This is a genomic window from Bdellovibrio sp. MYbb2 (assembly GCF_056175685.1).
Genome location: NZ_JBJKJI010000001.1, coordinates 268,329 through 286,851, shown reverse-complemented (window position 1 = coordinate 286,851; position 18,523 = coordinate 268,329). Strand labels below are relative to the sequence as shown.

At 50.0% G+C, this 18,523-nt stretch carries 18 protein-coding genes; 7 read left to right on the top strand and 11 right to left on the bottom strand.

Features of this window, described 5'->3' with window-relative positions; all coding sequences use genetic code 11:
• Positions 1–37: 37 nt before the first annotated feature.
• The 4 genes from trxB (at position 38) to AC04MQ_RS01390 (ending at position 4,117) form a co-directional block, all read left to right on the top strand.
• On the top strand, positions 38–982 hold the full coding sequence (gene trxB / locus AC04MQ_RS01405) for a thioredoxin-disulfide reductase (protein ID WP_015089557.1): 945 nt from the start codon (positions 38–40) through the stop codon (positions 980–982).
• A gap of 7 nt (positions 983–989) precedes the next feature.
• Positions 990–1,487: a response regulator gene (locus tag AC04MQ_RS01400; RefSeq protein WP_015089558.1), complete on the top strand. Its 498-nt coding sequence runs from the start codon at positions 990–992 to the stop codon at positions 1,485–1,487.
• Positions 1,488–1,668: 181 nt separating this feature from the next.
• Positions 1,669–2,406 carry a hypothetical protein gene (locus tag AC04MQ_RS01395; RefSeq protein WP_475390728.1) on the top strand — a complete coding sequence of 246 codons (738 nt, stop codon included), beginning with the start codon at positions 1,669–1,671 and terminating at the stop codon, positions 2,404–2,406.
• Entirely contained in the window at positions 2,393–4,117 is a 1,725-nt protein-coding gene (locus tag AC04MQ_RS01390; protein ID WP_475390727.1) for a S8 family serine peptidase, read from the top strand. The genes AC04MQ_RS01395 and AC04MQ_RS01390 overlap by 14 nt, the downstream gene beginning before the upstream one ends.
• Here the strand turns inward: AC04MQ_RS01390 and AC04MQ_RS01385 are convergent.
• From AC04MQ_RS01385 to AC04MQ_RS01370, 4 genes are all read right to left on the bottom strand, one after another.
• Entirely contained in the window at positions 4,114–5,244 is a 1,131-nt protein-coding gene (locus AC04MQ_RS01385; protein ID WP_475390725.1) for a hypothetical protein, read from the bottom strand. The genes AC04MQ_RS01390 and AC04MQ_RS01385 overlap by 4 nt on opposite strands.
• 244 nt (positions 5,245–5,488) lie before the next feature.
• Complete coding sequence (locus AC04MQ_RS01380) at positions 5,489–6,349, bottom strand: PilZ domain-containing protein (RefSeq protein ID WP_475390723.1); 861 nt, start codon at positions 6,347–6,349, stop codon at positions 5,489–5,491.
• Between the two features lie 94 nt (positions 6,350–6,443).
• Positions 6,444–7,106, bottom strand: coding sequence for an HAD family hydrolase (locus AC04MQ_RS01375; protein WP_475390721.1), 663 nt, complete (start codon positions 7,104–7,106; stop codon positions 6,444–6,446).
• A gap of 26 nt (positions 7,107–7,132) precedes the next feature.
• Positions 7,133–7,648 carry an OmpA family protein gene (locus AC04MQ_RS01370; RefSeq protein ID WP_015089564.1) on the bottom strand — a complete coding sequence of 172 codons (516 nt, stop codon included), beginning with the start codon at positions 7,646–7,648 and terminating at the stop codon, positions 7,133–7,135.
• 110 nt (positions 7,649–7,758) lie between these two features.
• Between AC04MQ_RS01370 and AC04MQ_RS01365 the strand changes: the two genes are divergently transcribed.
• Both AC04MQ_RS01365 and AC04MQ_RS01360 read left to right on the top strand, forming a co-directional pair.
• Positions 7,759–8,415, top strand: a complete 657-nt coding sequence (locus AC04MQ_RS01365; protein WP_015089565.1) for an O-methyltransferase — start codon at positions 7,759–7,761, stop codon at positions 8,413–8,415.
• 218 nt (positions 8,416–8,633) lie between these two features.
• Positions 8,634–9,722 (top strand): hypothetical protein, encoded by a 1,089-nt coding sequence (locus AC04MQ_RS01360; protein WP_475390718.1) that lies wholly within the window; start codon positions 8,634–8,636, stop codon positions 9,720–9,722.
• 42 nt (positions 9,723–9,764) lie between these two features.
• Here AC04MQ_RS01360 and AC04MQ_RS01355 read toward each other — a convergent pair whose 3' ends face one another.
• The 5 genes from AC04MQ_RS01355 to AC04MQ_RS01335 form a co-directional block, all read right to left on the bottom strand.
• Positions 9,765–10,562 carry a hypothetical protein gene (locus tag AC04MQ_RS01355; RefSeq protein ID WP_475390716.1) on the bottom strand — a complete coding sequence of 266 codons (798 nt, stop codon included), beginning with the start codon at positions 10,560–10,562 and terminating at the stop codon, positions 9,765–9,767.
• A gap of 49 nt (positions 10,563–10,611) precedes the next feature.
• Complete coding sequence (locus tag AC04MQ_RS01350) at positions 10,612–13,806, bottom strand: DNA polymerase III subunit alpha (protein WP_015089568.1); 3,195 nt, start codon at positions 13,804–13,806, stop codon at positions 10,612–10,614.
• Positions 13,790–15,112 (bottom strand): DNA polymerase Y subunit UmuC family protein, encoded by a 1,323-nt coding sequence (locus AC04MQ_RS01345; RefSeq protein WP_235046229.1) that lies wholly within the window; start codon positions 15,110–15,112, stop codon positions 13,790–13,792. Before AC04MQ_RS01345 ends, AC04MQ_RS01350 begins: the two co-directional genes overlap by 17 nt.
• Complete coding sequence (locus AC04MQ_RS01340) at positions 15,060–15,716, bottom strand: RecA family protein (protein WP_015089570.1); 657 nt, start codon at positions 15,714–15,716, stop codon at positions 15,060–15,062. The genes AC04MQ_RS01345 and AC04MQ_RS01340 overlap by 53 nt, the downstream gene beginning before the upstream one ends.
• Before the next feature lie 139 nt (positions 15,717–15,855).
• A complete protein-coding gene (locus AC04MQ_RS01335) occupies positions 15,856–16,500 on the bottom strand; it encodes a hypothetical protein (RefSeq protein ID WP_015089571.1) in 645 nt (214 codons plus the stop codon).
• 16 nt (positions 16,501–16,516) lie between these two features.
• On the opposite strand from AC04MQ_RS01335, the gene AC04MQ_RS01330 reads away from it, so the two are divergent.
• A complete protein-coding gene (locus AC04MQ_RS01330; protein ID WP_015089572.1) occupies positions 16,517–17,491 on the top strand; it encodes a hypothetical protein in 975 nt (324 codons plus the stop codon).
• On the opposite strand, the gene AC04MQ_RS01325 is transcribed toward AC04MQ_RS01330, so the two are convergent.
• Together AC04MQ_RS01325 and AC04MQ_RS01320 are read right to left on the bottom strand one after the other, a co-directional pair.
• Positions 17,488–17,979, bottom strand: a complete 492-nt coding sequence (locus tag AC04MQ_RS01325) for a methylated-DNA--[protein]-cysteine S-methyltransferase (protein WP_015089573.1) — start codon at positions 17,977–17,979, stop codon at positions 17,488–17,490. The genes AC04MQ_RS01330 and AC04MQ_RS01325 overlap by 4 nt on opposite strands.
• Positions 17,980–18,025: 46 nt before the next feature.
• Positions 18,026–18,445: a hypothetical protein gene (locus AC04MQ_RS01320; protein WP_015089574.1), complete on the bottom strand. Its 420-nt coding sequence runs from the start codon at positions 18,443–18,445 to the stop codon at positions 18,026–18,028.
• Positions 18,446–18,523 lie beyond the last annotated feature (78 nt).

Below are 18,523 nucleotides of genomic sequence, written 5' to 3'. Positions count from 1 at the left end.
TGATCCGTTATTGTCCCGACCAATTGTGAGGTAATCTATGACTCAGGATCAAAAAGTTGAAAACGTCATCATCATCGGTTCCGGCCCTGCAGGCCTGACTTCCGCTATTTATACTTCCCGCGCCAATCTGGAGCCTTTGATGATCGAAGGTGAAGAGGCCGGCGGTCAGTTGATGACCACGACTGAAGTTGAAAACTTCCCGGGCTTTGACCACGGGATCACCGGTCCTGACCTGATCACTGTCATGAGAAAACAGGCCGAAAGATTCGGCACTCGTTTCATCACCCGTAACGTGACGAAAGTGGATTTTTCCCAGCGTCCGTTCAAAGTGTGGATCGGTGACAAACTTCACCTGGCCAAATCCATCATCATTTCCACTGGTGCCAGCGCGAAGTATCTGGGTCTGCCTTCTGAAAAAGTTTACGCCAACCGCGGTGTTTCTGCGTGTGCAACGTGTGACGGTGCCTTCTTCCGCAATCAGGAAATCGGCGTAGTTGGCGGTGGTGACACGGCGATGGAAGAAGCTCAGTTCCTGACTCGCTTCGCAACCAAAGTGTACCTGATTCACAGACGTGATCATTTCCGTGCTTCCAAAATTATGGTGGACCGTGCACTGAAGAATCCGAAAATCGAAGTGCTTTACAACACTGAGGTGACCGAGGTTCTGGGTGACGGCAAAGGTATGACCGGCGCAAAAATCAAAGGCACTGTTGATGGCGCTGTCAAAGAACTTCCGATCACGGGTCTATTCCTGGCCATTGGCCATAAGCCGAACACCGACCTTTTCAAGGGTGTTTTGGATATGAATGAGACAGGCTATTTGATCACCCAGCCCAACACCACGTATACTAACATTCCAGGTGTCTTTGCGGCGGGAGACGTGCAAGATCACGTATATCGTCAGGCGATCACGGCAGCCGGTACAGGTTGTATGGCGGCGATCGATGCTGAAAGATGGCTGGAAGCCCAGGAAGCTCACTAAGGAAGATATGAAGGACAAAAGAATCAACACCAAGGATTTGATCGAAAAGATCGAGAAAATGACCAAAGCGCGCATTGCCTCTCAGGAAGTGGTGCCTTTGGATCAGTTCCGTGAAGCCAAGAAAAAGCTGGATCCAAAAATCATTCTGGTGATCGAGGATGACGAAACCATGCGCCTGGCGATGAAAAGAATCCTTGAAAGTGAAGGTTACGTGACAAAGCTTGCGGCCGATGGCACCGAGCTTTCCACGGTGCTGGATGATCACTCGGTGGATCTGATTCTGATGGACGTGGGCTTGCCTTGGATCAACGGTTTTGAACTGGCGCAACTGCTGAAAGAACACCGCGATCTTAAAAAAATCCCGCTGGTGTTTGTCTCCGGAAAAGCTTCTGAAGAAGACATGAAAAAAGCTTTCGAGATCGGCGCTGATGACTATATCAAAAAGCCATTCGACGTTGAAAAGCTGAAAAAAACTGTGGAAACGCTTTTGAAGTTGAATACGTAATCCAAGAGAAAATGATTTAAAAAAATATGGACCCCTCAGTGAGTGATTGCTGAGGGGTTTTTTATTACAGACCAAAGTTCTGTCTCAAAACGAGAACACAGGCTGTTTCCATACTTTCCCAATACTTCTTGCAGAAAATAGTGAACGTGGCCCCCTTTTTAACGATAGAATTAAAGGACTCATGGCACGTAAACACGTCATCATCTTACTTATTGTAATCACAGCGGTTGTTGCGCTTTCCCTGTTCCTGAAAAAAGGTCAGGAGCCGACATTGACTGAATCCCTGCAAGAGGCCGCCGATGTTGTTGAATCCTCAGAGGACCGTCTGAGCGAAGAAGACATCGCCATGCAGTCCCCGGGTGCGCAAATGCAGGTTACTGAAATCCCGTCGCACGGTCAGAACCAAGCGGAAGAATCCCGCCGGTTGCTGGAGCCAAAAAGAAAACAAACAGTTTTGCCAAAGCCTGATGATCGCCGATTGGCACAGTCATCAGTTCTTTCCGGGACTGCCTGGAAGGTGTGGGAAGGTGTAACCGCGTATCCGCAGTCTGCCGGAAAGCGCAGCGCCTATCTTGCTGAAATCAACGGTTACTATCTGGTCGAAGAAGACGGCTTCCGCGGCGATGACCGCCACTTCTCGGCGTCGCAGCCATTGGCAGTTTATAACGAACGCAAAGGTATTGCGGGCGTTGTGACCGGCACCATTCAGATCACCGTGAATGAAGGCGTGAATATCGATTCTCTGATTCAGGAATATGACCTGAAAGTTGTGGGTTCGATGCCGGAAGCAAATATGTATTTTGTGACTTCGGCGCAGGACACTTTTAATTTGTCCTCTTTGAAAGAACGTTTAAGCAGCGAACCTGGCATCAGTCAGACCCAGCTGGAGATTTTAAGCAGGAAGTATGAAAAGTTTTAGTCCTAAAGCCAAAATGCTGATGGGCCTTGCGGTGATAGCTGCTATCACGGGGACTTTATTTACCAACTGCGCGAAAAACAGTTTCACTGCGGTTGGTGAAGAGCTGGCGGGCACGGGCGCAGATCCGTTGTTGGGTTATGCCTGGCATATCAATAATACCGGACAAAAAGTTTTTGCCAGTGATGCCGGAACGGCCGGTGTGGATTTGAATCTGTTACAGACTTGGACTTCCGGGTTAACCGGAAATGGAATCAAGATCGTGATTTCCGATGACGGTGTTCAGGATGTCCATCCTGACCTGAAGGACAACTTCCTGTATGGGGTTTCCAGGAACTATCACACCTCCGGAACAAACAATGCTCCGCCGAACTCTGCCGACGACAATCACGGGACTGCGGTTGCGGGATTGGCGGCAGCTGTGGGTGATAATGGCGTGGGCAGTAAGGGTGTTGCCTATAAGGCAAAGCTGCTGGCGTACAATTTCCTTTCCACCGGAGTTTCACAAACTTTCACTCGTATGGCCGAACAACTTGGTGGCGGCCATGATGTTTACAATATGAGCTGGGGGAATTCTCAGAACTATCTGCCGGATCCGGTGGCTGCCTGGGAAACGGCTTTGCTAAACGGTGTGCTTAATGGTCGCAGCGGTAAAGGCTCGATCTATGTGAAGTCTGCGGGAAATGACTTCCTGGTGGAATGCAAAGGCTCGACAGATACTTACTGCATCGGTAACTCCAATCTGGATCCGGACAACAGCACTCCGTACACGATTCTTGTGGCGGCTTTAAATTCGACAGGCGATGCAGCTTCGTATTCTTCTGTTGGGGCCAATGTATGGATTTCTTCCTTTGGGGGAGAGTCGGGGGATGATTCTCCGGCGATGGTGACCACGGACCGCACGGGGTGCACGGCGGGTTATGCTCAGACCAGCATTTCGGGCAAAGTAGAATTCGAACGGGGTAATAACGGAAACCTGAATTGCAATTACACAACGACATTTAACGGGACTTCTTCGGCGGCTCCGGTTCTGACGGGTGCGATTGCTTTGCTTTTGGAAGCCAATCCGAACTTGAACTGGCGTGATGTGAAATACATCCTGGCCAAAACAGCCGTGCAGGTTCGTCCGAATTCAGGGGCGATTAGCAACCATCCTCTGCGGAATTATCCGGGGAATGCTGCCAAGAACGTGATTCTGCCTGCCGGTGCTGTCTGGGAAAATGCCTGGGTCACCAACAGTGCCGGTTTCAAATTCCATAACTGGTATGGCTTTGGCCGCGTGAATGTCGATGCCGCCGTGGCAATGGCAAAGAACTATACTTCGACATTTACGGCCGGTCTTTCGGGGACCAGCTGGATTGAAAATACCACGCGTGTGGCAATTCCTGATTACAGTGCGACGGGTGTCAGCAATACCGTGACGGTGACCGACAATCTGCGCATCGAAGGGGTTCGTATTCGTTTGAAGGTGGATCATGACCGTGTGGGCGATCTGGGTGTGGAATTGACGTCTCCGTCAGGCACCAAGAGCATGATTTTGAATATGCGAAATTCATTGTTGGGTCAGGTGGATTATGACAATGAAGTCTTCCTGAGCAATGCCTTCTTCCAGGAACGTTCCAACGGCACCTGGACAATCAAAGTCATCGATGGTGGTTCAACCTTCAATGGGGATCTGGTCAGCTGGGGCGTTCAGATCATCGGAACACCTTAATTTCCAATAAACATGGACGAAATGCAGCGGGTTTCAAGATTCCCGCTGTAATAGGACGTTGAACCCACACGGGTGAACGTCTTCGTCGTGCTGTCATAGCTGAATTTTTCAATATTGTACGGAATGTTTCCTGTCGTGAAATTCGTCGTCACGGAGCCGCCAGTGGCAACATACAGATGCCCTTTCACTTCGTCATAAACCATCGCCGAAGCCCCATAGATCACACTGGGAACCTCATAAGCATTCACCGCATCTGAAATGGTGTTGGCGGTTTCATCAACATCATAAGTGTAGATTGAATTCAGCATGGATCCCGAGATCCCTGCGTAAGTCACCGCGATACGCCCGGAATCAGGCATGTACACCGAAGACGTCGGGTAAGCGGTCAGGGCCGGGCCGGATTGTGCCGCCAGACATCCGGTGGTTCCGTTCCAACCCGTCAGTCCGTTCATGATACCAATACGATTGTTGGCGCTGGAGGCATTCTGGGAATGAGTGTAGATGATGTTGTAACCAGCGGCATTGGATGATGTTGGATAGGTGGCAAGTGAAGTGATGTTGGTGACCGAGGCACTGCAAGCGCCACCCGGTCCCTGCACCCAGGCATTGGTGCCTGTCCCGGTTTCGCGGGACTTGCCCGTGTCGAGCTTTTCGATCGCCGTTGTACGGCTGATCAAAAGACCATCCACGACTGAAAATAAAAAGCGAGCGGCCGATTGTAACGCGCCAATAGGGGCCGTCGCGGAAGTGTTGTTATAAAAAGTTTGTCTTTCGCCGAGCAGTTCTTTTTTGATCAGCTCGATACGCCGTTGTCCGGTGTGCTCAAGCAGGGCCAGCAGATGTTCATCGTCGTGATTGACAATGCTGACCGGAGTTGTGCCCGGAGCATCCAGCACAGAAGAAAAATCGGCGATGCGGCCTTCATACTGAGCAGTTTCAAGACCGATGCGGAAGATCACATTAGAGGAAGTCGTTGCACTGTAAGTGGTGTTGCCAGTGCCGGAATAACAGGCGCCGCTGGCGATGTACAGGTAGCGGGGTTTGGAAGCTTCTTCCAATTCTTTCTGACAACCCGTCAGCAGACCAAGTGCGGTCCCCATCACAACAACGTACTTCAGTGTACTCATAAAGACTCCTTAATGGATTTCTCAAAATTAGATATCGGGTTTGTGTTAAAGAGTCTTGACGGTGATATGAGAAAACTGGCCTCGATCTTTCATTAAGAGGGTTTAACGCAATAATTATTCTGAAAATTTGAAAGATGATTAAGGAGCAAACAATTCAGTATCGCAATTTATACGACGATAGTCGTGAAGAGGCGCCGATGTGCGGTCCTGCAAAACAGTATTTTTTGATAAGGTTGGAGTAAGATTAGCCGGCGCTGCGACGGACTTGATCCTGATAAGCCACGTAAGCTTTCAGCAAAGCATCCAGACGCAATGTCATGGTGACGTCTTGTTCGATGAACATCAGACGGCGAGGGTCTGCCAGGTCACCCACGATTTTCGCGCGGAACAGCAGACGGGCTTTGGATGGATCCGGTTCAAATGGATTTACAATGATCAGATCGAAAGGCTTATTCAGGAAGTCTCTTGGGATTTCGTCTTCAAGCATGGTTCCGCTTAAAGAGATGTCCTTCGAATAAGTGCGGAACGAGCGCACCTTGGATACCAGCACGACTTCAATTTTGAAGTTGTGACGGGGATCACGACGGCGATCAGAACCTTTGGGCTCAGGCTTCGCGGCCTGGGACAGCGGATCTTCTTCAGGCTCGTCGCCTTTCTTTTTAGGTTTTGGCATATCGGATTTGTCTTTGCGGATCTTGGCCAGATCCAGATCATCTCCGTTAAAATCTTTCTGGTGATAGCCACCGACTTCACGGTGCTTCAGAGGAATATCGCCCACCACAACCTGCGTGTACGGACTGTCAACACCACCATTGGTGGCTGGAGCATTCTTGGTCGCGGTCAGAGTGTGTTCATTTTCACCCGGAAGAGAAGGCATGCCGCCTGGCTTCGGGGGTTGAACGATGACGAAATAGTTTTGATCAGATTCCAGGAAGTCTTTGATGGACAGCCAGCTTTCCCAGCCCGGGGTCCACAGGAAGAATTTCGAGTGTTCATGTTCAGGAATGGACAGGATCGAAACTTGAGCTTGAACCACAGACATTGGCTTTGTCTGCGTCTTGGCCTCAGCATCATAGATGATCCAAATTTTGCCTTGGGTCTTCATTCCACTCCTCAAACTAATTCCTATAGAAGTTATCGGAGTTTTTTGGTTAATCCTTTACACTGCCCCCACGAATGGGACCAAGGTCCAGCGTCCATCAGGCCCGGACTGAGATTCGTTCAATCAAATCTGAGAGTTCCTGATAGTGTTCCAAAACGGCCAGGGGTTCATATGACTCCAGTATAGGAGTCGCCGTATAGCCAAACCCAATGGCGATAGAGGCAACCCCAGCCCTTTGAGCTGAGACCATGTCCGGGATGCCATCGCCGATCATCAGGGTGTTGCCAGGCAGACGGCCCGCCAGTTTCATCATTGTTCTTAAAGGAAGCGGACTGGGCTTTCTTTCTTCCAAAGTATCCGCGCCGAAAACATTCACCCACGGGTACTTGTCCAGGCCCAGGTGTTTCAAAATGACCTTCGCGGGGATTTCATTTTTGTTCGTGATGATACCCATCGGTCCCTGATAGCGGGACAGGAATTCTTCCACGCCCGGATAGATGCGGGTTTTTTGCAGCATCTCTTCTTCGTAGGTTTTCAGGAATTCCATTTCCAGGGCGATGATGTCGGCGGGTTCCAAAGGGTCGTCTTTAAATAAATCGGCGATAAGCTTTTTAATGCCCTCGCCGATGTGAGAGATGATTAGTTCATCGCTCAGAGTTGGTTTGGAATGGTTTGCCAAAGTGCGATTGACGGCCACGATAATATCCGGGGCCGAGTCAATCAAAGTGCCATCAAGGTCAAAGACAAGAAGTGGATTCATAGGCCACTATCTTGCCGTTTTTGACGTTATTCGACAATCTCAAAGTCCACGCGTCGATCCCGCGCCATTTGCGAGGATGTGCCCATGGTGTCGCGGGCGACAGCTCCTTTGCCAATGGTTTCCAGTTTGTCTTCAGCTACACCGCGAGAAACCAGATAGTCACGCACGCGCATCGCACGGGCTTCCGACAGGCGCAGGTTGCGATCGGTGTCGCCTTGAGGGTCAGTCAGGCCGGAGATACGGATTTTTTCATAGGAGTTGGCGGTCTTTTTCAGCTCGCTGGCGATTTCATCCAAAGCACGGCGGCTGGAGGCATTTAGTTCTGAACTTCCGACATTGAAGCGAATGTTCTGGGAAAGGGTTGAGAACTTGGTGGATTTTTTTAAATCACCGGCGGCTCCGGACAGGGCCGAATCAGGACCGCGGTTGCCGCGCTGACCGATGACGTTTTCATCCTCTTTTTTGGATTTGCTGGAGCAGGCCCCCAAGGCAAACACCAGGGTCAAGGAAGCGGCAATTTTAATAGCTGAAGACAAATTCATGGAAATACCTCCGTGTTAGAGAAACAGGTCCCTTAAGGCTATGCGCGAGCAGAATGACGGGCAAATTAACTTCCTGTTAACTTCACAGGCGGGATGTGCGAAGATAGGGCATGCGTGAATCCGTGTTAACCCACAAAGACAATTATATGCTTTCACTTCTTTCTGAAGAAAGTGATCTTAAAAAACGTTCTCGCCAGTTTGCGGATGAATTGAATCTGGGAAGAATCAGCATCAATGCTGCTGAAGCGAAGTTGATTCAGACTTTGGTGCGCACGCATGGTTGCCGCAAATTTGTCGAGATCGGCACGCTGACAGGATTGTCTGCCCAGTACATCTTTGAAGCCCTGCCTGAAGGCGGGGAGCTGTGGACTTTGGAAAAAGATCCGAAGCATGGCGAGTATTCGTCACAGATTTTTGCACAACTGGATCAGTCCCAAAAGAAAATTCATCTGGTGATGGGTGATGCTCGTGAAGAGCTTGAAAAAATCGCAGCTTTGGGGCCTTTTGATGGCGTCTTCATCGACGGGAACAAAGCGGCCTACTTTGACTATCTGACTTGGGCCGAGAAAAACGTTCGTAAAGGCGGCTTGATTCTGGCTGACAACATCTTCCTGTCAGGCTCGGTGTGGGGAGAACCCACGCAGAAATTCTCAGACAAACAAACCCGCATCATGCAGGACTTCAACAAGCGCCTGGCGGACCCAACCCTGTTCGAATCCGCCATCATCCCCACCTTCGAAGGCCTCTACATCGCCCTCAAAAAATAAACTAAAAGGTTCCCGGTTCTTTTTTAGGTCCCCACTGCGTTAGACGCGTTGTAGACCCAAAAAAGAACCGGGAACCTTTTTCGCTATCTCATTTTGAGACGGCGGCTTGGCCCTGCCTTTGCTTTACTCCTTAGCTATCAGGTCCGCCTCGAACCACGGGGCTCCGGCCCGCGGAAGTGCCGTTTTTCAGTACTCACGCGTAAAGAAAAGGAGCAGTTATGAAAAAGCTTAGCGTTATCCTTGCGATCAGTTTGGGTTTGGCCGCGTGTGCGGAAAAAGATTCTGATTACGCAAGAAAGTACCGCAACAAGGCCACCGATAAAGCCAAGGCGGAACAAATTGTTCCGGGCGCGAGATCTGCTCCGATCTGCGAAACACCTGAAATCAATATCTGTGAAAAATCGGTTCTGCCCATCGTGGCGGATATTAAAAAGAACGGTTTCGCCGCCGCAGTGAAAGCCCTGAAAGCCGAGCTGTCTTTGTCGGAAGAATTTGATGGATCCAAAGAGTCGTTCCAAAAAACCATCACCGATGGAGCCAAAAGATTCCAAGCGCAAAGTCGCCTGCTGGTCCTGGCCGACAAAGAATACCGAACCATCTATAACTATGATGAAGAAGTGAAAGAAGCCACTGAGATCGTGCGCAAGCTGATGATTGAGTTTGTGACATCAGAAAAGCTTGAAAATGGCCGTATGGACCTGGTCGGTGCCTTGAATACGACCGTGGTTCAGTCCGTGTCAGAGACTTTTGAAAATTCCTATCAAGGCAAAGACACGGTCACGATTGATATGGCCGTGGGCTGCGGAGTTGACGGTTTGAGCGTGATGGCTCGCTCATTGCTGCCGGGGGGTGGTCCCAGTGGTGTGATCTATATCTGTCCTGGTCAGTTGTTGCTGAATGCCGGAAAAACCAAGACGGAAAGAATCGCAGGCCTTGTGATGACCCTGGCGCATGAGATGACTCATCAATTGCAGTTCCGTGGATTTGAACTGGATAACCGGGTGCTGTCTTGTGTGAACACGGATCTGGCGGACAAGTCTGCAAAGTTCATTGAAAGCAAAAACAAAGAAACGCAGGCTGATATCATTGGTTTCCGCATCTTGAACAAGTTCCTGGCGCAGGATAAGGAGCTTTCAGTTCAGTCAGAAAAAGCCAAAGCGGCATTGGCCTGGATGTGCCATCTTGAGGATGCAGAAAATGAAAGTGACAGCTCAACTCATCTGGATAACAAGTCCCGCCTGAAAAACTTCTTCAAGTTGAAAGAGACCGAAGATCTTCTGGGTTGCAGCAAAGGACCTCGCTGCTAAAAAGAAAAGCCGCATAATCTGTGATGCAGAAATGCGGCTTTTTTATTTGGAAGCGTAAGCTTCCACTTTCATTTCAATGGAATAGTCCTTCGAGGCTTCCTTCAGCGGAGCCAGAATCCAATCCCATTCACGCAATTTGGTGAATCCTTCAAAGTTCACGGGGTAAGAGCCCTGATAGATCTTTTCCCCTTGAGGGTTGCGATAGGTGACTTCGCGATCTGTGTAAATCAGCTTGTGGCCGGAACACTGGCGCAGATTCTTCAGATGAATTTCACCGAAGGCCGTGCAGATCTGATCTTTTTCAGCCAAAGTCAGATCTTTCTTCATGAATTTTTCCAAAGCTTCCATTGGCAGCAGAGCCAGTTGCGACAAAAGGTTCCCGGAAACAATCAAATCGGCCTCAAAATGGAAAAGCTGTTTTGCAGACAGATCCTGAATCAATTTGTTCAGGTCTTCCAGGGATTTCAGATTTTCAAGTTCGTGCAAAGATCCACCCAGATCCTGCGTGACCAGCTTCAGGCGTGAATTGCGTTTGGCCGCCCAGTGGTGTTTCAAAGGATGAATGACATCCACCAGGGTGATGCTTTCAAAATTGTCCACCAGCAGGTGCAGCGGGATTTCATGCAAATGGGCACTGCCCAGAACCACCACGGATTTTTTCTGAGGCAGGCCTTTTACAACTTGCAGAAAAGTGTCCTGACAGTTTTTCAGATGCGGTAGCCATATTTTTTTACAGCGTTCAAAGCGGTGCTTCAAAGAAATCGAATGATAGACGAATCCGTATTTTTTGGCGACGGACGTGGCAGGGGTGAAAATCATTTCAATGGCTTCGCGGATCATGCCGGCACCATAACACCGCGGGATCGGACTTGAAAAGCACTTTCAGGGCCTATCCCAGCGGCAGAATACGTTCAGCGCGGATATTGGTGATGACGCCCACTTTTTCAACCTGGCCGTGGATTTCCAGCAGCGATCTGGTGTAAATCGTGGTGCGGTCCTTTTGATAGATCTCGGGGTGAATGACGATGTTCATAAAGCCGAATTCGTCTTCCAGCGTGATAAAACACATTCCTTTGGCGGTGGGCGGGCGCTGAGTGATGGCCACCAGACCCGCAACCCGCACCTTGGTTTTTGTTTTCATGCGCTTCAGATCATCCGAAGAAAAATAAGGCACAAAACGTTTTTCGCGCAGAGCTTCGCTTTTACTGTGCAGATAGGTTCTAAGTACCGACATCGGGTGGGATTCAACGGAATACCCCTTGCTGTCGTATTCGCGGCGCAGGCGGTCCCAGTTGGATTCAAACGGCAGATGTTCAGGTTCATCCTCGTCTTCACCCAGTTCAAATTGCTCTTTGGGGTGCCCCCACAGGAAGCTTTGCTGATCAAGGCTTAAAGATTCCAGATTCCAGATCAGTTCCCGCACATTGCCGTTGAAAGATTCAAAAGCACCGGCGGCGGCCAGTTTCAGCAGCATACTGCGGGGAAGCTGCGTGCGACGGATAAAATCCGCCAGATCCTGATACAGACCTTCTGTTTTGCGACTGTCTTCAACCCGGCGAAGCAGCGTTTCGGGAATGCCATAGATAGATCTTAACCCCACACGCAATTGATCACCCGAGGCCGTTTTTTCAATAGTGTAGTCATAGTCAGATTTTTGCACGTCCAAGGGCGCCACCACCACGCCATTTCGCTGGGCTTCGGCGATGATCGTGCGGGGCGCGTAAAAGCCCATGGGCTGACTGTTTAAAAGGCCGCAGGCAAACACATCCGGGTAATGACATTTCAGATAACAGCTGGCATAAGTTAAAAGAGCAAAGCTGGCCGAGTGACTTTCCGGGAAACCATAGTTGGCAAAACCTTCGATGGTTTTATAAATCTGATCGGCGTATTCACTGGAAATCCCGTGACTGGCAAATCCGGTGCGCAGGCGCTGCTCGATACCACCCATGGTGGCTTTGCGTTTCCACGCGGACGACATCACCCGGCGCAGTTCATCAGCTTCACCCGGAGTAAAGTCCGCCACAGCGACCACCATCTTCATCACTTGTTCCTGAAATATGGGAACGCCCATGGTGTTTTTCAGAATCTCCTTTAAAGCGGGATGCGCATATTTGATTTCTTTCGGCGGATTCTGGCGCAGCTTCAGGAATGGATGCACCATGCCCCCTTGCAAGGGGCCGGGGCGGATCAGGGCGATTTCAATCACCAGATCATAAAAGTTTTTGGGCTGCATGCGGGGCAAAGTGTTCATCTGCGCGCGGGACTCAATTTGAAAGACGCCGACAGTTTCCGCGCGGCAGATCATGTCGTAAGTGAGTTTGTCATCGGCAGGCAAAGTGGCAAGGCTGTAGTCCTTGCCTTTCACATCACGCAAAAGATCAAAGCACTTGCGCAGACACGTCAGCATTCCCAGACTTAAAACGTCAATCTTCATCAGGCGCAGGAAGTCCACGTCGTCTTTGTTCCACTGAATGACATAGCGGCCGTTCATGGTGGCTTTTTCCACGGGAACCATTTCAGTGATGGGATCCTGAGTGATCAGGAAGCCGCCACTGTGAATTCCCAGATGACGGGGGAATCCGTGCAGCTGCTGAGCCAGCGCCATGAACATCTTCCACGGCCCCGGCTCCATGCCGAAATCCGCAGCCACCGCGGGATCCAGCAGGCGCTTCATGCCATCACGGCCCATGAACTTGATCATGGCATTGATTTTTGCCAGCGGCATGCCGAACACCTTGGCTGTTTCACGAATGGCCATGCGGGAACGATAACGAATCACCGTGCACACCATGGCCGCGTGGCGTTCGTTGTATTTTTCATAGATGTGCTGAATCACTTCCTCGCGACGGCTGTGTTCAAAGTCGATATCAATATCCGGCGGTTCGCGCCTTTCACGTGACAGAAAACGTTCAAACAGCAGATTCATTTGCACCGGATCAATCGCGGTTAATCCCAGACAGAAACACACCACGGAATTGGCCGCCGAACCGCGGCCCTGATAAAGAATCCCTCTGGATGAAGCGAAATCACAGATCTCTTTCAGAGTCAGAAAGTAATCTTCGTACTGAAGATCTTTGATCAATTCCAACTCGTGCTCGATCTGTTTTAAGGTTTTGTCAGGAATCCCTTCAGGGTAGCGGTTTTCCGCGCCCTTCAATGTGAGGTGGTGCATGTGTTCGGTGGGAGTCATCCCCAAAGGCAAGCTGGATGCGGGATAGCGGTAACGTATCTCATTTAGTGAAAACGTCACATGTGCCGAGATCTCCACAGTTTTTTCCACAAGATCCAGGCGGTCTTGCCACAACCACGAAATATCATCGAGGCTTTTTAAGCATCTCTCAGAATTCTGAATCAGTTTGTTTTTCGCCTCTGCCAAAGTGGTGTGATGAAGAGTGCAGGTCAGAACATCAAACAAAGGTTTGCGTTCCGGACTGTGCATGAACGGGCGCTGGGTAACAAACAGACGCGCCTGGTATTTTTCTTCCAGCGCAAAGCCCTGTCGGCAGAATTCCTGGGATTCCCAGGTCAGATCCCGCCACAGCGGCAGATACAGGCGGTTGTCGAAAATCTTTTCAAGTTTTTCATAGCGTTCGTCCGTCCACGGCGGGATGGCCAGGCACAAAAGACCCTGATTGTATTTTTCAATCTGTTCCAGACTGAGTTTGGAAAAACCCTTGGCCGCCTGACGTTTTCCCAATGTCAGAATTTCACACAGATGCGAATAACCCTGTTTGTTCATCGGGATCAGCACGACGGAGCTTTCATCGGTCAAAGTCAGCTCTGAACCAATCAGATAATGAAAGCCTTCCTTCACTTGCGGCGAAGCGGTGAACAAAGAAGGTGACTGAATGGTCTGAAAACCGCGGACCACGCCGTACAGGCCGTTCAGATCACACAGCGCCATACCGTCGTAACCGAACTCCACGGCTTGCGACACCATCTCTTCAGGACTGGAAGCCCCTTGCAGAAACGAAAAATTACTGCGACCCAGAAGTTCGACGAAGCCTTTGGCGCGCGGCCGGGGTTTGGCCGGCAGCCTGGAATTTTGTGAAGCAATCAAAGCTTTATTAGTCAAAGTACCCATGCAAGTAGACCTGTGAATTTATGCGATCTTTGAAAACCCACAGCAGTTGACCTTGATGAGAGAGCGCAAAGTAATAATCTCTGTTTTTTAAATCCTGAACTGAAATTTGCCACCAGGCCGATTCAATGCGTTCACTGGGAAGGGACGACACAAACCGAAGCTTTTGCACCTCGCCAGTGCTCAGGGCCTGTGGCTTTTCCAGCAGCAGGGACGGGCGCGGGCTGGAAGCCAGAGCTTTTGCATACACTGATTTGATTTGCAAAGCCTCGTCCTGTCTTTCCACCAGATCCTGAGGTTTAAAGTCCTCGGGCCAGTCGGTCACCAGACGGAAACTTTGTTCGGGGAAGTGGCTGGCTTCCATTTGCAGAAAGCCCATTTCACACTGGGATTGTTTTGCAAAGCTGATCAGGCGGCGCCAGCGGTCCTCGGTGTTGTCCCGGGGTTCAAAGAAATCCAGCTGCTGGATTTTTTCCGGTACATCAAACAAAGTGATTTCAAATTCCCGGATCGGATTTTCCAGAACCTGCTGTTCTAGTTTCTTGAATAGCAGATCCTCGAACAATTCCTGATCGCGTGTCGGGCTGACGGGTTCAATCGAAAGATTGTAGTGTTTGTCCGAGTATTCACAGTGTAAAACCACATCCAGGCGCTGCGCATGACGGGCCAAGCCCTGCAGGCGCGCAAACAGAATGTCCAGATGAACCTTGAGCCGGTTCATTAGCAGGGGGGCGGAACCTAAGGGATCATCCAGGTAGCCATAGCCCACAAGAGGGTCGCGAGGCACAAGAGGTGAAATGACCTGAGAGTCCTGAGAATGCAGACGATTCCAAAGTAAAACCCCAAAATCCCCCCAGCGTTCACGCAGTGAATTAAGACGAAAATTCAGAACACCTTCCAGCCCGTACACACCCAGGGTGTGGAAGAAGGCAATCATGTGCTCGACCGGTTTTTTCTGGGCCCACGGCGAAAGACCTTCAAGATCTTTCAGGGCATCCAGTCCCAGGCCTTTGAAGCTTTCCTGTTCTTTGCCGCGCAGACTGATATGCGACGGGCGCCATTTCGCCAGCATCTGTGCGCCGGCCGGAGTATCACCAATGGCAGCACTGGCATCCGGAGCAAACTTGGCTGCGATTTCCAGCGCTTTTTCAAGGCAGCCCATTTCGCCGCCCATCAAGTGCTGGGTCGAACCAATGTCCACGAAGATATAGTGCGGGAAGCGGTACTGAACGCGCGGGTTCAGCACCAAAAAGGCCTCAGCTGAGGAGCTTTCTTGCGGTGTTTTTAAATTGATGCATAAAGTTCGCATGAATCATACTCCCTGCCAGATTGAACGGCGTCGGACGGTGCAAGGCCCTTTGGATGGTGATAAAGTCGCGTTGAAAATGGATCATCAGACTGAACAGCGGGTTTACAAACTTGCTGGCTTTCTGATTCACAAAAACCAAAGCGACCTTGTGCAGACGACAAAGTCGTTTCAATTTTTGCAGCTGATGGTTTTTCAAAAACATCTCTTTCAGATTGCAGCCGATCACTTCAAACAGGGAACTGGTGATGAGTTCCTGCAGCAGCCAGAAAAGCTGTTCATTTTCTTTGGGCTCTTTGACCACCAGCAGTTTTTTCAGATTGATTTTGTAGTTGCTTAAATGAGCGGGGAAAAGCTGAGCATCCCCGTTGATCCATGCCGCCCACTTGTTTTGGGAATGCACGTTTTGAACGATGCGAATCCACAAGGAAGTGGCGCCGGTGCCGGGGGCCCCTTGCAACAGGCTGAGGTCGCCTTGCGGGACTCCTTTCCACAGCAGAAAGTCATCCAGGACATTCACGCCGGTGGAAAGGCCCGGCGGCGGTTGCAGTTGCTCGGCAGAAACAAAGGGGATGTTAGCCAGTTCGGGAAGGGCGAGGGTGCTCATTTGAAGCTCTCCATTTACATATAAATTACTATGTAAATTATATGTAAGTAAAGAGGCTATTTTCAAATATGGACCAAAGTTTGTGTTTCTTAAAAGACCCACAAAATCAAATATTTAACTTATCTAAATTAGGACCTGATTATTCTCGAAGCTCTTTCGGGGACGCCACTTTGCTTTGAATGAAGTATCTGATCCCGATGCTGGCGCCGTACTGGTCGGCGTATTCGTTGGACTTTTTGGTCAGCGAGTACGAGTAGCGCCCTTCAGCCACGATCGTGAAACGTTCGCGGTTGATCAGCTCATACTGAAGAGCCAAATCCAGCCCGGTTTCAGTGGTGGAGCGAGCGGTGGTGCCCATGTCTTCTTCCGGCGTGAAGTCGTTGTGAAGCACGTCCACAAGTCCCATCGGATAAGAGGTGTAAAGAGCCAGTGAAGTTGAAAAAGGTTCTGTCCACCAGCGACGGTATCCCATCGTGATGTGCATCAGCTGGGTTTTTTCTGCAACGGTTCGATTGCCGTCTTCACGGAAGTAAGTTTTGTTCATGTAGATTGCGGCGATTTCAAGACTGCCTTTGTTGTCGACATCCCCATTGGCCACCAAAGAAATCCCGGTGGTCATCTTGTTTTGTCCCTGCTCGTGGCCGTCATAATTGGTTTTGAAGAAATAGGGACTGAGGGTGGCCACGACGTTACCACGCTGAGGGATGTAGGCTTGGACTGATTTTGCAGCCAGCAGTGAGATACTCAGCGACAGGAAGCAAAGGATAAGTCTAAAATACTTCATGTTTGGAGACTAAAACGTGAAGGGGAAAAAAGCACCAATATCTTTCGCGCGCAAAAGTGCTCTGGGGTCAGTGATGCTGGCCTTGGCCCTGTATTGCGGAAATGCGCGCGCAGAATACTCGGAAGCCGAGTCGGAATCCAAGGAAGGCAAATGGGAAAAGTCCTTCATCACCGGTAACGTCGCCATTTCTGAATGGTTTGACGGTTTGGCCGAAGGGGTGGACTTGTTTCTGGCCGGTCAGCAGTACACCACCAAACAGAATAAAACCGCGTTCCTGATAGAGCCGTCTTTTTATTATAACGAAAAAGAAGGTTACAACGATGCCTTCGGTTTCAATTTCAATTTGCGTCTTCCCAATGTGGAAGAATACTGGCAGATCACTTTTACCAGCTATGATGAAACCAAAGAGCGCGGTATTTCCCAGACATACCTTCGTCAGACTCCGCGCGAACGGGATTACGGGGCGACACTGGGATTCTTCCGCAAATTGGGGGATGTTAAAGCGTCTTTCCAGCCGCGCATTAGCTTTGCCGGCTCTTTTTTGATTTCCCACACGCTGACACTTGAAAGCGTCGTCGAGCGCGGCAAAAACTATCGGGTGAACCCAAAGCTGCAGTTTTATGCCGATGCCGACAAGGGCACGGGGATCTTTCTGGCCTTCAACTTTGCCTTTCAGCTTTCCCAGCGCTTTAATCTGACTTTTGTGAATGAGGGTGACTATGAAGACCGTGCCCATTTGTTCACGGTGACCAACGGTGTGGCCCTGGGGCACTGGTTCAGCAATCGATCGAATATCTCGTATAATATTTTTGTGACGTCAACAAACCGGCCGAACTATCAGATGAAAAGCTATAATTTGGGCATTGCCTGGAGCCGCGTCCTGTACAAGAACATGCTGGATGTGCAGGTGATTCCCAATGTCGACTTTGCTGATCAGTACGACTATGTTCGCAATCCCGGCATCACGCTGAATTTCAATCTGAAGTTTTAAAGCACGCCTTCTTTTATCAGCAGATATTCTTTCACTTCCGGGCCCCAGTGATATTTCAAAAGATTGCTGCCTTTGCCGACCACGCGGTGGCAGGGAATCCAGTAGCTGATGGGGTTCTTACCGACGGCGGTGGCCACAGCGCGAACTGCGGATCCTTTACGCAGTTTTTTAGCCAGCTCAGAATAAGTGACGGTTTTGCCTGCGGGTATTTTCAGAAGCTCCAGCCACACCTTCATTTGGAATTCGGTGCCCTGAAGCTTGATTTGGTGCTGGGTTGTCCAGAAATTGCCATTGTTCCATTTGGCTGGTTGGAAAGAGCCAATGCGCACGCTGTAGAATTTCTCAATCAAAGAGGCCAGATCGCCTTCCACCAATTTTTTCCCGGCATTGTAGCTGCCCAGAAAAATCAGCTGATCGTCCTCGAAGGCCGCCAGCCATTCGCCAAATTCGGAAGGAACTTTGAAAATTTTGAATTCAAGGTCGGTCATCTGTCACCTCACAAAGAATGTGACAGATGTACCCTAGAAAGAATCCTTAAACAACCTCTTCAATCGCGATGCCCGTGCAGTAGCGAATATCAAAGGCCTTGTGTTTTCTTAGAAGCGGCACCGCCACGTCCTTTTCTTCGACGTTCATGGTCACCAGGCACATCAGAATATGCCCACGGCGCAGTTCATCGTCGGCCTCGGTCAAAAAATGCCATTCGGCCGAGTCTGAAAACTTCACGAATTTTCGATAGTACTTTTCCATCAGGTCGGCGTGGATTGAATCCAGGTCCACAGCTTCAACCCCATCATCGCCTTCAAAGACATTGATGTCGGCCTCATGAAAGCCGGCATTGACCAGCGCCGAAGCCGCTTTGCGAACGTCATCGGGATTGGAAAAAAAGGCCAGTGTATGGTGATTCAGAGAAGGCAAGCGGCTGGGGTGAGGCAGATGTTCAAGCTGACTCATGATTTCCTCCTTCGGCTATGATGTTTTTATTATAGTAAAAGGAAGGATCAAGGCCGACGCAAAAATCAATCTTTGCTG

Excerpts from the sequence above, each read along its gene's own strand:
- trxB (WP_015089557.1), top strand. The coding sequence starts at position 38 with ATGACTCAGGATCAAAAAGTTGAAAACGTCATCATCATCGGTTCCGGC.
- AC04MQ_RS01355 (WP_475390716.1), bottom strand. The coding sequence starts at position 10,562 with ATGATCCGCGAAGCCATTGAAATGATTTTCACCCCTGCCACGTCCGTC.
- AC04MQ_RS01380 (WP_475390723.1), bottom strand. The coding sequence starts at position 6,349 with ATGAAGACCCAAGGCAAAATTTGGATCATCTATGATGCTGAGGCCAAG.
- AC04MQ_RS01320 (WP_015089574.1), bottom strand. The coding sequence starts at position 18,445 with ATGAGTCAGCTTGAACATCTGCCTCACCCCAGCCGCTTGCCTTCTCTG.
- AC04MQ_RS01400 (WP_015089558.1), top strand. The coding sequence starts at position 990 with ATGAAGGACAAAAGAATCAACACCAAGGATTTGATCGAAAAGATCGAG.
- AC04MQ_RS01395 (WP_475390728.1), top strand. The coding sequence starts at position 1,669 with ATGGCACGTAAACACGTCATCATCTTACTTATTGTAATCACAGCGGTT.
- AC04MQ_RS01360 (WP_475390718.1), top strand. The coding sequence starts at position 8,634 with ATGAAAAAGCTTAGCGTTATCCTTGCGATCAGTTTGGGTTTGGCCGCG.
- AC04MQ_RS01385 (WP_475390725.1), bottom strand. The coding sequence starts at position 5,244 with ATGAGTACACTGAAGTACGTTGTTGTGATGGGGACCGCACTTGGTCTG.
- AC04MQ_RS01365 (WP_015089565.1), top strand. The coding sequence starts at position 7,759 with ATGCGTGAATCCGTGTTAACCCACAAAGACAATTATATGCTTTCACTT.
- AC04MQ_RS01345 (WP_235046229.1), bottom strand. The coding sequence starts at position 15,112 with ATGCGAACTTTATGCATCAATTTAAAAACACCGCAAGAAAGCTCCTCA.
- AC04MQ_RS01325 (WP_015089573.1), bottom strand. The coding sequence starts at position 17,979 with ATGACCGACCTTGAATTCAAAATTTTCAAAGTTCCTTCCGAATTTGGC.
- AC04MQ_RS01390 (WP_475390727.1), top strand. The coding sequence starts at position 2,393 with ATGAAAAGTTTTAGTCCTAAAGCCAAAATGCTGATGGGCCTTGCGGTG.
- AC04MQ_RS01340 (WP_015089570.1), bottom strand. The coding sequence starts at position 15,716 with ATGAGCACCCTCGCCCTTCCCGAACTGGCTAACATCCCCTTTGTTTCT.
- AC04MQ_RS01370 (WP_015089564.1), bottom strand. The coding sequence starts at position 7,648 with ATGAATTTGTCTTCAGCTATTAAAATTGCCGCTTCCTTGACCCTGGTG.
- AC04MQ_RS01335 (WP_015089571.1), bottom strand. The coding sequence starts at position 16,500 with ATGAAGTATTTTAGACTTATCCTTTGCTTCCTGTCGCTGAGTATCTCA.
- AC04MQ_RS01350 (WP_015089568.1), bottom strand. The coding sequence starts at position 13,806 with ATGGGTACTTTGACTAATAAAGCTTTGATTGCTTCACAAAATTCCAGG.
- AC04MQ_RS01375 (WP_475390721.1), bottom strand. The coding sequence starts at position 7,106 with ATGAATCCACTTCTTGTCTTTGACCTTGATGGCACTTTGATTGACTCG.